General features: G+C 34.8%; 7 protein-coding genes. 4 read left to right on the top strand and 3 right to left on the bottom strand.

Annotated elements, in window-relative coordinates; genetic code table 11:
* The first annotated feature begins 13 nt into the window (after positions 1-13).
* The 3 genes from Q0910_RS11330 to Q0910_RS11320 all read left to right on the top strand — a co-directional run bounded on the left by Q0910_RS11330 (position 14) and on the right by Q0910_RS11320 (position 10,856).
* Entirely contained in the window at positions 14-919 is a 906-nt protein-coding gene (locus Q0910_RS11330; protein ID WP_299216131.1) for a FecR family protein, read from the top strand.
* A 116-nt stretch (positions 920-1,035) separates the two neighbouring features.
* Complete coding sequence (locus tag Q0910_RS11325; protein ID WP_299216128.1) at positions 1,036-3,711, top strand: TonB-dependent receptor; 2,676 nt, start codon at positions 1,036-1,038, stop codon at positions 3,709-3,711.
* Between the two features lie 368 nt (positions 3,712-4,079).
* Positions 4,080-10,856, top strand: coding sequence for an ELWxxDGT repeat protein (locus Q0910_RS11320; RefSeq protein ID WP_299216125.1), 6,777 nt, complete (start codon positions 4,080-4,082; stop codon positions 10,854-10,856).
* Between the two features lie 278 nt (positions 10,857-11,134).
* Here the strand turns inward: Q0910_RS11320 and Q0910_RS11315 are convergent, their stop codons facing one another.
* The 3 genes from Q0910_RS11315 to Q0910_RS11305 form a co-directional block, all read right to left on the bottom strand.
* Entirely contained in the window at positions 11,135-11,509 is a 375-nt protein-coding gene (locus Q0910_RS11315) for a hypothetical protein (protein ID WP_299216122.1), read from the bottom strand.
* Positions 11,509-11,880: a hypothetical protein gene (locus Q0910_RS11310; protein WP_299216118.1), complete on the bottom strand. Its 372-nt coding sequence runs from the start codon at positions 11,878-11,880 to the stop codon at positions 11,509-11,511. Before Q0910_RS11310 ends, Q0910_RS11315 begins: the two co-directional genes overlap by 1 nt.
* A gap of 115 nt (positions 11,881-11,995) precedes the next feature.
* On the bottom strand, positions 11,996-12,874 hold the full coding sequence (locus Q0910_RS11305) for an RNA polymerase sigma factor (protein ID WP_299216115.1): 879 nt from the start codon (positions 12,872-12,874) through the stop codon (positions 11,996-11,998).
* 223 nt (positions 12,875-13,097) lie between these two features.
* Between Q0910_RS11305 and Q0910_RS11300 the strand changes: the two genes are divergently transcribed.
* A complete protein-coding gene (locus tag Q0910_RS11300; protein ID WP_299216112.1) occupies positions 13,098-13,604 on the top strand; it encodes an SRPBCC family protein in 507 nt (168 codons plus the stop codon).
* The last annotated feature ends 38 nt before the right edge of the window (positions 13,605-13,642 follow it).

Below are 13,642 nucleotides of genomic sequence, written 5' to 3'. Positions count from 1 at the left end.
AACTTTAATAATTATGGAAAAGTACGAATCAGATGAAACATTAATAGCGCGCTGGGTGGCTGGTGAATTAAGCGAAGAAGAATTATCTGAGTTTAAGAAATCAGATGCTTATGAGATGTTTGATCGAATCAATGAAGAGGCGCAAAAATTTAAAGCTCCTCCAGTTGATAAAAGACAAGCGCTTATTAAAACTAAAGAGCAAATTACTTTTGGTAAAACTCGAAAATCATCGAATATTACCTGGTATGCTATTGCTGCTTCAATTGCAATAGTGATAGGTTTAGTTGGTGTATCAACTTCATCTAAAAGTTATCAAACAGCTTATGGTGAACAATTGGCCGTTACTTTACCTGATGGTTCTAAAGTTCAATTGAATGCAGATTCGGAATTAACACACAAACGATTTTTCTGGATGAATAACAAAACTGTTCATCTTAAAGGAGAAGGATATTTTAAAGTACAAAAAAGTGATGGTTTTGCGGTTGAGACTTCTTATGGAAAAGTTGCCGTTCTAGGCACAGAATTTAATATTAAAACTCGTCAAAACACTTTTGAATTAGATTGTTATGAAGGTGTGGTTAGATTTGATCAAACAAACGCTACTGTGCATCAAATTTTGCGTAAAAATGATCGTGTAGTTGTTTCTGACAAGATTGTTGTTGCCGAAAAATCGACCGAAGATAAGCCTAATTGGATGAAAGGACTTAGCGTCTTTAAAGAACAGCCATTACAAGAAGTTATTAATGAAATAGAACGTCAATATAATGTTACTTTTCAATCAAATAAAGTGGATTTAAGCAGGTTATTCACAGGAAGTTTTTTACATAATAACTTGGAAACAGCGTTAAAATCTACTTTGACTCCTATGGGGATTAATTATACCTTATCAGAGGATAAAACTATCATATATTTACCTTAAATTTGCATTAAATCATATAAAACCTTTGTGTTGTTCTAATAATATACGCAAAGATTATTTTTGATGATAAAGTCCCCTTTTTTTTATCATTGAATTGTTATTAAATACAATGAAAAATGCAGGTAAAAATCCCCTTACTGTTTGCAGCACTATTGCTGTGTTCAATTTTTGGCTATGCCCAACAAAAAATAACGGTTAACTATTCTCAAACCTCGTTAAAAGAAGTAGTAACAGATATCGAATCCAAAACTTCTATACTGTTTTCTTATGCGCCTGAAATTATTGCTTCTAAAAAGATAACATTAGAGAAGCAGGAAATAACCATCGATGAACTATTACCTCAATTAGCATCACAATCCGGATTAGTTTTTGAAAAAGTTTCTTCACAACAGGTGATTATTTCTGTCCCAAGAATTATTTGTGGTTATGTCTTCGATGAAGAAAGTAAAGAACCGATACCATTTTCTTTGGTGAGCATCAATAATGAACAAAGTACGGAGACTGATGAAAAAGGATATTTCAGCTTTAAAGATGTCAATACAGATGTCAATATCGTTAGAGTTACTTTTATCGGATATGATGATAAAACGATTTCTCTGAAGATTGGCGATCCCTGTCAGGAAATATACCTTAATCCGCTCGGTGATACTCTTGATGAAGTGATTGTATTAGGTTATGTAACATCTGGTATCGATAGAAATAAAGATGGATCAGTTTCTTTAGATAGTGATAAATTAGGAATTTTACCGGGCTTGGTAAGTCCGGATATTGTACAAAGTATACAATTGATCCCTGGTATTTCTACACTAGACGAATCTGCTACAGGGATCCAAATTCGTGGAGGATCACCAGACCAAAATTTAATACTCTATGATGATATCAAATTGTACAACACCGGATATTTTTATGGAATGTTCTCGCTCTTTAATCCTTTTGCCACCAAAAAGGCAACCGTTTTCAGATCTGGCACAAGTGCAAGTTATGGTGATCGTATTTCTGGGATTATCGATATTTCTAGTGGTGATGCTATTCCTAAAAAAACTGAAGGTGGATTCGAAGTCGATGGTTTATCTGTTAATGGATATGCCAAAGTTCCTTTGTCAGAAAAGACTGCAGTATATGCTTTTGCCAGAAGATCTTATGCCGATATTTTAGAAACACCAACATATAACAGTTATGAAGATAAGATTTTTACGAATTTTGGAGTAGCTCGTGATATTAATGGAAATGTATTAGAGCTGGAAACGGATGATGATTTTAGTCCCGAAACAAGTAATACTGATTTTTCTTTTGCTGATATTGGTGCCAAACTTATTATAAAACCCAATGCCAAAAATCATATTTCGGTGAGTGGATTGTATACCCGAAATCGTTTAGACTTCGATTTTACTGGTGATGGTGAAGAGTTTGTCGTGGATTCATTAATTACACAAAATAAAGGGTTAAGTCTTTCTTGGAAACATACCGCAAGTGAAAAGCAACAAACAAAGGCCGTATTTTATTTTTCAGAATACAATTCTTTTTATCAAAATGATGAAATCAAAGATGAAACAGGAGATGGTCTTCTTGATTTAGCTGAAATTAATATACGAAAAAATGATATCGTAGATCTAGGCTTAAAACTTTCTTCTATTTCTAGAATTAAAGAAGATCAACAACTTACATTAGGGTATGAACTTTCCTATACAGATTTAGATGTAATTATTAGTAGCGAAAATCCAATTGATGCCGAATTAGAAAGGTCTCTGCAAGACGATAATAATCTTAAGAATGCTATTTTCGGGGAATACACCTATAATTTTAAAAATAGTGGACTCATCAATGGAGGGCTTCGATTCGTACATTACAGCTCTCTAGATCAATTTTTGGTAGAACCCCGTATTAATTTCGAATATCCTCTAGGAGATCGTTTTAGGTTTAAAACGGCTATTGAAAGAAGAAATCAACCTATTTCTCAATTAGTAGAATTTAATCATACAGAGTTGCGTTTAGAAAATGAATTATGGCGTCTATCTGATAATGAGCAATTTCCTTTATTAAGCAGTAATCAAATTTCTGGAGGAATACTATATCATTATAAAAATCTAAATATTGATGTAGATGCTTATTATAAGGAATTAGAAGGATTAACTACATTTACCAATGGTTTTAGTAATCCTCTGGAAAACCTTGAAGAAGGCGAAAGTACTATAAAAGGGTTAGATGTTTTATTAAAATATAGGTGGAATAACTACAAAATATGGGCAGGATACACCTTTAACGATATTACATTCCAATTTCCTAATTTGCAAGATACTCCATTTAGGTTTTCAGGGAATAATGACATAACGCACTCCTTCAGGATTTCGAATACCTTGCAACTCGAAAAATGGCAATTTTCTCTGGGATGGCAATTTAGAACAGGAAAGCCTGTAACTCCTGTAAATAGCTACGAAATTATGATTGATGCCGATGGTGAAAATGCTGGAGTGGTACGATTTGGAGCCGTAAATAGTGATCGATTACCTGATTTTCATAGGTTGGATGCTTCCATCTTATATGATTTTAATATTAAAGCAGGCAGTAAAAAACTGAAATCACAACTAGGATTATCTTTCCTCAATATATATGATCGAGTAGAACCATTGAATTTAATTTATAAAGCAGAACGAAAACCATTAGATGATGGCGGAATCGCTATACCTGGCACTGATGGATCTTCACCAGAAGAACTAGAAGTAATTCTGGAACAGGTCATTCAACGATTTTCTTTAGGTTTTACACCTAATGCGGTTTTTAGGATCTATTTTTAATTCGTTGTGCGCTTTGTTTTTTTTGATTCCAAATCCTTAGATCGAACTCACGTCAAAAGAAGAAACGTCATCTGAAAAGATAGCATTTTTTATTTTGATCCTATCAACCCACAAGTAAAACCCATTTTGTAGGGATGTTTGTAGGGGTACTATTTTAGTATTAAAAAGTAACAGTAACTACTTTTGCGACACCCAAATTTATAATATTAACTGCCTTAATAAACCTACTATGTCTTTATTGCCATATGGCATACCTTTTTACATCTTTATTCTTTTTATCGAAAAAAATCAAATTAAAATAGGGTTTTTATAGTTGAGCCTGTACATAGTATAGAACGAATTATAAAAATCTTTAAAAGCCCCTTTATATGAGATCAATTTTTACCCTACTATTTTTTGTCATAAGTATACAAATAAGTGCCCAGCAGGCATACCTAGTAAAAGATATTAATACCGAAACAAACGGCAGCGCCGATGTTAGAAATTTAATCGAATTTAAAGATAAACTGGTCTTTGTTGCTAGTAGTAATGAATATGGAAGCGAACTTTGGGAAACCGATGGTACTCTTGAAGGAACGAAATTAATGGTCGATGTTGAAGCTGGTAGGTCAGGATCTTCTCCTCGGTTTTTGACGATACTAGGAGATAAATTATTTTTTCAAGCCTCTGATAGAGCCACAGGTCAAGAATTATGGGTAACCGATGGTACCCAAGAAGGTACAGAACGAATTACCGATTTGAATCCAGGTCCGAATGGTTCTAGTATAGGTAATATAACAGTTTATAATGGTAAACTCTATTTTGGAGGTAACGATGGTAGTGGGAGTGGTGAAGAATTATGGGTAAGTGATGGTACTACCGCAGGAACTCATATGGTCAAAAATATTAGTGAAGGTGTCAACTATGGTTCTGGTCCTAATAATTTCAAGGTTTACAATGGGAAGCTCTATTTTTCTGCGGATGATGGTATACATTTTAGAGAACTATGGGTAACCGATGGAACGGAAATAGGAACTCATATGGTAAAAAATATTAACTCTTCTATGTACGGCTCTAGTGATATTACTAGTTTGACCGTTTATAATGGAAAGCTTTATTTTCAAGCTTATGATGGTTCGCAGTACGAATTATGGGAAAGTGATGGTACCGAAATAGGCACAAAGCTTGCCGTGGATATAAATCCTTCTGCCAGTTCATTCCCAAGAGGGCTTACAGTGTTTAATAATAAACTCTATTTAAGCGCTAATTATGGAACGATAGGATCAGAACTTTTTGAAACGGATGGTACACCAGCAGGTACACGATTAGTAAAAGATATCAATGTAGCAGCGTTTAGAAGCTCTTCTCCAAGTAATTTTACGATTTTTAATAACAAGCTATATTTTTCGGCTTATGATGATACTGAAGGAAATGAACTTTGGGAAACAGATGGTACCGAAGCAGGTACACGATTGGTAAAAGATGTTTTTCCAGGTACAACAAGTTCCAATGTTAACTATATAACAGTCTTTAATAACAGGTTATTCTTTGGTGCTAGAAACACTAATAGTGGTGATACTCAATTGTGGAGTAGTGATGGAACCGAAGCAGGGACACAACAATTCTATCAAATCGAACAAGGGACCTCATCTTCCAATGCACAAGATTTTATACATTATAATAATGAAGTGTACTTTAGAGCTGATGACGATATCCATGGTACTGAATTATGGAAAAGCGATGGAACCCAAGCGGGCACGCAAATGGTAAAAGATATTTATCCTGGAAGCAGATCTGGTATTAGAAATATGTTAGGTATTATAAATGGCAAACTTTACTTTGAAGCAGATGACGGAGTTCATGGAGATGAGTTATGGGTAACTGATGGAACGGAAGCGGGCACGCAAATGGTAAAAGATATTCATCCTGGAAGTGGATCTTCAGACCCTTATACAGGCACCGTTTTAAACGGGGAAATTTATTTTGCAGCTAATGATGGTACTAACGGAGAAGAATTATGGGTAAGTGATGGTACCGAAACAGGCACACGCATAGTAAAAGATATCAACCCAGGTACCAATAATAGCTATCCTTTTGAGTTCGCAACCTACAATAATAAAATATATTTCAATGCTAATGATGGCATTAATGGAAATGAATTATGGGAAAGTGATGGTACCGAAGCAGGCACCAAATTAGTAAAAGATATATTTGCAGGAGCTTCGGGCTCAGATCCAAGATACTTAACGGTACACAATAATAAATTATATTTTCAAGCTTATGATAATATCTATGGGGGAGAACTGTGGGTTACGGATGGTACCGAAATGGGTACCCAATTGGTAAAAGATATTCGAACAGGAACTTCTTGGTCATCTCCACAATGGATGGCAAGTTATAGAAACAAGTTGTATTTCAGAGCAAATGATGGAGTTCATGGTGATGAATTATGGGAAAGTGATGGAACTGAAGCAGGTACTAAACTTACAGTAAATATTAAAGAAGGATCTGGGAATGGAAGTGGTGTAGCTGAGTTGGTTGTACTTCAAGATCGCTTATACTTTCGCGCAGATGACGGGGTTTTAGGACCTGAATTATGGGTTACGGATGGTACTGTTGAAGGAACTCGATTAGCAGCTGATATGGATCCTGGTACGAGCGGTTCAGATTTAGATGATATGGTGGTTTCCAATGGTAAATTATTCTTTAATGCTGATGATGGTAAGTTTGGTGAAGAAATTTGGGCGTATGAACCTTTCGATTGTAGTGTGCTTACCTCAAATATTCTTTACGTAAGCCCTACAGGAACAGTAACAAACTATGGAAATTCATGGGCAGAAGCAACCTCTTTACAAAACGCTTTACAGCTCGCTGCAGAATGCGCAAGTATAGAAGAGATATGGGTACAGCAAGGAACATATAAACCAGGGGTGAACAGATATGATACTTTTTCTATTCCTAGTAATATTAAAATCTATGGAGGTTTTAATGGTACTGAAACAAGTCTAACAGAAAGAGATTGGGTAAACAACAAGACGATTTTAAATGGAGATGCCGGAATCCCAAATAGTACTTTAGGGAATTCATATACGTTACTGACTTTAATCAATACGAAAAACACCTTGATCGATGGATTTCTTTTAGAAAAAGCATTTTCTGAATTTGATCATGATAGAGATAATTTGGCAGATACCAGAGGAGGAGGAATTTATTTAAGAAATGCCAACAACAATAGCTTTATCAATTGTGTTTTCAGAAATAACCTCGCACTTGAAGGAGGAGCCATTTATCAAACTTCAGGAACAAATAACCAATACATCAATTGTTTGTTTTATGAAAATGAAGGGCAACAAACCAATACAATATTTGTAGAAACAGGTTCCGTAAACCTCATCAATAGTACCTTGGTTAATAATACAGCTGTTTCAGGTAACGGAATTTTAGGAACTAAAGACGGTGCGATTACTTTTGCTAACAGTATTTTAGACGGAAACCACATTTTAAATTTTAACACCACAGGAACAGGAAGTTTAAACGCAACGTATAGTTATTTAAAAGGAGAACATCCTTCAGGTACTGGAAACACCGATGGAACAACGATTACCGATGTACTTTTTAAAGACCTAGCAACTAACGATTTTACCTTACAAGGAAGTTCTCCTTTAATTGATAAGGGAAACAATGCTGCTAATACCGAAACCAAAGATTTAGAAGGGAAAATCCGAGTTATTGATGGAGATAATGATACTACTGCCACTATTGATATAGGTGCTTATGAATTTGGCCAAGCAGAACAAGCTATAACTTTTACCGCATTAACAGACGCTACTTACGGTGATGCTGATTTTGACTTGACAGCAACAGCGGATTCTGGATTAACAGTAACGTATACGAGTTCTGATACTTCGGTAGCAACCATTTCAGGAAATACTGTAACTATTATAGGAGCAGGAACAACAACCATAACAGCCTCGCAAGCTGGAAATCCCGATTTTAAACCTGCTACTGATGTTACTCAGGATTTAAAAGTAAATGGAAGAAAAATTACCGTAACCGCAGATGCAGGACAATCAAAAGTATTTGGAGATGCAGAACCTACTTTAACCTATACAATTACCTCAGGAAGCTTGATAAATAGCGATGTATTGAGTGGAGTTTTAGGAAGAACTGATGGAGAAAATGCAGGCTTCTACCCTATTAATCAAGGAACAGTAGCCAATACTAATTACGATATCACTTTTGTAGCTAATGATTTTGAAATCACAAAAGCAGACCAAATCATTACATTCAACAACCTAAGCGATGTAACCTATGGCGATGCAGATTTTAACTTAAATGCAACTTCAGATTCAGGTTTAGCAATTGATTATACAAGTTCTGATACTTCTGTTGCTACGATCTCAAGAAATACTGTAACGATTTTAGGAGTAGGAATAACAACGATTACAGCAAGTCAAGCTGGAAATATAAACTATAACGCAGCGACCAATGTTACACAAACATTAAGGGTAACACCAAAAGCGATTACCATAACTGCGGATTCAGGGCAAGGTAAAGTGTTCGGAAGTGCAGATCCTGCTTTAACATACACAATTACTTCAGGAAGTTTGGTTGGAAGCGATGTACTTACTGGAAACCTAACACGTACCATTGGAGAAGATGTTGGATTCTATGCCATTCAGCAAGGAACAATAACTAATACTAATTATGATATTACGTTTGTTGCTAACGATTTTGAAATCACTAAAGCTGATCAGACGATCACATTCAATGGATTAGTAGATGTTACTTATGGTGATGCAGATTTCGATCTAAATGCAACTTCAGATGCTGGTTTAGCAGTTTCATATACAAGTTCCGATACTTCGGTAGCGACTGTTTCAGGAAATACGGTAACCATTATTGGTGTTGGAACCACAAGCATTACTGCAAATCAAGCCGGAAACGGAAACTACAATCAAGCAACTCCTGTATCCCAAACTCTACAGCTTGTTCAAAGACCAATTACGGTCACTGCAGACGCTGGTCAGAACAAAATATTTGGAACATTAGATCCAATGTTCACCTACACAATCACTAACGGAAACCTGGTAGCAAGTGATGTGTTGATTGGAAATGCGGAAAGAACCGCAGGAGAAGACGCAGGATTCTATCCTATCAATCAGGGAACTGTAGATAACATTAATTATGATATCACCTTTGTAACTAATGACTTTGAGATCACGAAAGCAGATCAAAGCATTACATTTAATCCGTTAGCAGATGTCACTTATGGAGATGCTGATTTTAATGTAAATGCAAATACTACCTCAGGATTAACAATTACTTATAATAGTTCTGATACTTCTGTTGCTACTGTTTCTGGAAACACCGTTACGATTATAGGCATGGGAACAACAACAATTACAGTAAGTCAAGCTGGAAATTCAAATTACAATGCTGCAACTGCTATTTCACAAACACTAACCGTAACTCCAAAAGCAATTACAATTACTGCGGATGCAGGACAATCAAAAGTTTTTGGAAGTACAGAACCTGTTTTAACCTATTCAATTACTTCAGGAAGTTTAGTTGGAAGCGATGTACTATCTGGAAATCTAACACGTACCACTGGAGAGGCTGTTGGATTCTATGTGATTCAGAAAGGAACAGTATCCAATATAAATTACGATATCACCTTTGTAGCTAACGATTTTGAAATTACGAAAGCAGATCAAAACATTACATTCAACAGTTTAAGTAATATAACCTATGGTGACGCTGATTTTAACTTAAACGCAACTACTGATTCAGGATTGACTGTTAGCTATGCAAGTTCTGATACTTCTGTTGCAACAGTTACTGGAAATACCGTTACAATTGTAGGCGTTGGAATAACAACGATTAGGGCAAGTCAAGCTGGAAATACGAACTACAATGCTGCAACTGCTATTTCACAAACACTAACCGTAACTCCAAGAGCAATTACAATTACTGCGGATGCAGGACAATCAAAAGTGTTCGGAAATACAGAGCCTGTTTTAACCTATTCAATTACTTCAGGAAGTTTAGCTGGAAGTGATGTACTTACTGGAAACCTAACACGTACCATTGGAGAAGATGTTGGATTTTATGCGATTCAACAAGGAACAATAACTAATGTGAATTACGATATTACATTTGTTGCTAACGATTTTGAAATCATTAAAGCAGATCAAAGCATTACATTCAATCCTTTGGCAGATGCTATATACGGAGATGCTGATTTCAATCTAAATGCAACCGCCTCTTCCGGGTTAACAATTACGTATAGTAGTTCTGATACCAATGTAGCTACTGTTTCTGGAAATATCGTAACGATTGTTGGAGCGGGTACAACAACCATCACTGCTATACAAGAAGGGAATGGAAACTATAGTTTCCTTACCGAAAATCAGACTTTAACAGTACTTCCAAAAACTATTACCGTAACAACAGATGCAGGCAAGAGCAAAGTGTATGGCACAACAGATCCAGTATTTACATATACTATCACTAATGGAAACCTGGTAGCGAATGATATACTTACCGGAAACTTGGGAAGAGTTGCGGGAGAAGATGTTGGGATATATTCAATTAATCAAGGGACATTGAATAATTCTAACTACAACATTACTTTTGAATCAGAGAGTTTTGAGATCACCAAAGCAACTCAGGTAATTACTTTTACTGAATTGACCAATGTCAACTTTGGAGATCCAGCATTTGACCTAAACGCAACTACCTCTTCAGGATTGGTAATTACCTATAGTAGTTCTAATACCGATGTAGTTACTATTTCTGGAAATATGGTAACAATTGTTGGAGAAGGTTCTGCTGTTATTTCTGCTCATCAATCTGGTAATGAAAATTATCTTTCTGCTGATTTTGTGTCTAGGATTTTAACCGTACTTCCCGGAGAAATACAAGAAGAATTGGTAAGATTATATCCAAATCCTGTAGTACATGAGATTCAAATTTCTGAAACCCCGTCAAATAATCGTTTATCAATTTACGACGCAAACGGAAAATTAGTAAAACAAGTAACTGACTATTCGAAAGATGAAACTATAAATGTAGCGACCTTACCATCTGGAACTTACTTGATAAAAATGATGTTTTTTGATTATAGAGGAAAAACAATCGTAAAGAGATTTATAAAACAATAATTTTTTAGATTTTATACGACATTATTCTAGAAAATGCCATTAATTATATTTCTAATATAATTAATGGCATTTGTAATGATAAATTAAAGCGTTTGTCAAGATGTTTAGTAGAATGTTCACAAATTAGAAAATAGGTTTTCTTGAAACTAAAAATAGAGTATTTTCAGTGTTATAGTCTCATACCTGCATAGTAGTATCTTTAGATTTTTGAGGTTTCGATTGGCAAGAGATCATAGTAGGCATCAACATTGTTAATTCATATAAAATCTTTAAATATCTCATTTCTGATTTTTTAAAAGATAAAGAAGTACTCTTTCTAATTGATCGTTCCAATTTTCAAAATCGTGAGCTCCATTAGTACTAAAATTCTCGACACCATAGTTTTTAGACTTATAGATATTTAGAAGAGGTTCTACATATTTCTCTGCATCATTCTTTCCTGTTGTTATAATAACTCGTAAATCATTGTTCTCTGAAAAGACAATGGCACTCAAGACTTGATTACAAGGATACGTAATTGGAGATAACAAGGCATAATTCTGAAATAAAGTGGTCTTACCAGAAAAATATGCTGCATTAAGCCCGCCAAAGGATATACCTACTAAACTGCGCTGTTCTGGTTTTCGCAAAAGTGAACCTTCTACACGAGGCACTAATTCTTCTTCAAAGAAGCTGACATAATCATCATTACAAAAAAATAAGTGTTGCGTTTATCTACATCCGTTATAACATCGATCGTACTCACAAACACGTAGTACGCCTCAGGTATTTTTTTTTGAAGAGTTAAAAGTTTAATACGCTCCAAAGCTCCATTTTCAATCATTTTTTGACCATCTGTAACATACACAACAGCTATATTTTCATCATCAGGTGATACATTATAGGTAGTGACTGAAATCTTTTCAGAAAGGATCTTACTATCGACTATAAAAGATTTTTCTATCGGAAGAGCCTGCTCACCTAATTTTACTGATAAAGATGTTATTAATATTAAAAATATTTTAACGAAACTAAACCAACTCATTATCGTGATATTTTAATGTTTAGTGTTTAGATTCAGAAATAAGCGAACTGTGACGAGTACAAACAAAAAATCCAAATTATTACGTGTTTGGATTTCTTATCTGGTAGATATTAAATCAATTCAACCGCATTGCTTGATTGATTTGTTCGTTATTAATGATATCCTGTAAAAATGTCTTCTTATCGAAATCCTTTTTAAAAGGCATCTCCCTGTAGAGTTCATCAAATTTGTCTTCAACAGTTTCCATCATAAAATCAGCATCTGGTTTTATGGCTTCTTTAAAACTAGCGTGTTCATCTCTATTAAAAAGTAAGTTTTTCGCATCAATAATTTTATTATCCAATGCAAACTGTACTTTTTTATGACATCGACATGGATTATTTTTATTAACCAAACCGCATTTATCATTCATATAATTAAACATATCTTTTCTGGCTCTTGATAATTGTTTTCTGTAATTATCTTTTGATATGTTCAATATTTCAGAGCCTATAGTCTGATCGGCATCAAACATCTCACCTATAATATAAACCAAACGCTGGTTTCTGTTCAGACAAAGTAGCATACCGCTCATACAAGAATAATTCATCTCTTTAATAAGTTTTTCGTTAGCCTTCTTTTCAGCATCACTCATTGCTGTATCAGGTGTATTTTCCAAACCAGCAGCGTGCACATCAAAACTCGTAAAAACCGCTTCACTTGATTTTCGCTTCGACATTAAGAAATGATTTACGACAATACGGTAACACCAAGTTGAAAACTTACTCTTCCCTTTGAACTTACCTAAGTTTGTTACGATTTTAATAAGAGCCTCTTGAGTGAGATCTTTAGCGTCTGCCGGGTGTCTTACCATCTTCCAAGCAACATTATAAATAAATGGCTGATGCTTCAGTAAAAGTTCTTCTAATGCTTTCTTACTTCCATTTTGAGCTTCGCTTACTAAGGTTGTGTCTGTCTTTTCGCCAGTATATGTTTTTAAAAAAGGATTATCCATCTTGATATAGTTTATTAATTAGATGCAGACTTTTAAGAGGTGTGACAACTTAGTCATAAAAAAAACAATCATTTATCTCAAGGTACAGTATTCTTATGAATATAACTTTTGTATTTAGATAACTTTCAACATAAACTAAGAGGTGAAAATAAAAAACAACAGCAAGTTGTCACACCTTTCAATATTCTGAATCAAAAGGACATAACTTTTAAAATATATCAAAATGAAAACGTTAAAATTATTAAGTCTAGTTGCTCTTTTTGTATTTGGGGTAAGTACTAATAAAGCAATCGCTCAAAACCCAGATGCAAAATTAACCCATACAAAAATAGTAGATAAAGGTGCGGATGACGTATGGAAAATAGTCCGTAATCTAGATTTTGCAAAATACACTAAGATAGTTTCAAATGTCGTAGTTACGGGAGAAGCAGGTGCAGGTGCATCTAGAGTTTGTTCTACCGCTGATGGCAAAGGACAGTTCAAGGAAAATATACTTTCTTACGATGATTTAAACCGGACTTATACATATGCAGTTATAGAAGGTGTACCAGTAAAGGGACTTGTAAACAACTTTAAAGTAGTAGACTTAGGCTACAATAAATCTATGATTGTATGGTGGTCTAACTATGAGCAGTTTATGAAGAATCCACAAATGACCGAAGCCCAGTTTTCTGCATTTATGCAAGCATCGATTGATGAAATTGTGACAAATATGGCTAATGATGCCTAATCTCTATTTTCCCTAGAGTAGGATGGCTCACTGTATAT

Source organism: uncultured Aquimarina sp. (assembly GCF_947495315.1).
GTDB lineage: Bacteria > Bacteroidota > Bacteroidia > Flavobacteriales > Flavobacteriaceae > Aquimarina.
Note: the sequence above shows the minus strand (reverse complement) of the source record. Positions and strands in the feature narration are given on the sequence as shown.

What these genes read in the sequence shown, in the direction of transcription:
- Q0910_RS11325 (WP_299216128.1), top strand. Translation starts at nt 1,036, where the DNA reads ATGCAGGTAAAAATCCCCTTACTGTTTGCAGCACTATTGCTGTGTTCA.
- Q0910_RS11300 (WP_299216112.1), top strand. Translation starts at nt 13,098, where the DNA reads ATGAAAACGTTAAAATTATTAAGTCTAGTTGCTCTTTTTGTATTTGGG.
- Q0910_RS11330 (WP_299216131.1), top strand. Translation starts at nt 14, where the DNA reads ATGGAAAAGTACGAATCAGATGAAACATTAATAGCGCGCTGGGTGGCT.
- Q0910_RS11305 (WP_299216115.1), bottom strand. Translation starts at nt 12,874, where the DNA reads ATGGATAATCCTTTTTTAAAAACATATACTGGCGAAAAGACAGACACA.
- Q0910_RS11310 (WP_299216118.1), bottom strand. Translation starts at nt 11,880, where the DNA reads ATGAGTTGGTTTAGTTTCGTTAAAATATTTTTAATATTAATAACATCT.
- Q0910_RS11320 (WP_299216125.1), top strand. Translation starts at nt 4,080, where the DNA reads ATGAGATCAATTTTTACCCTACTATTTTTTGTCATAAGTATACAAATA.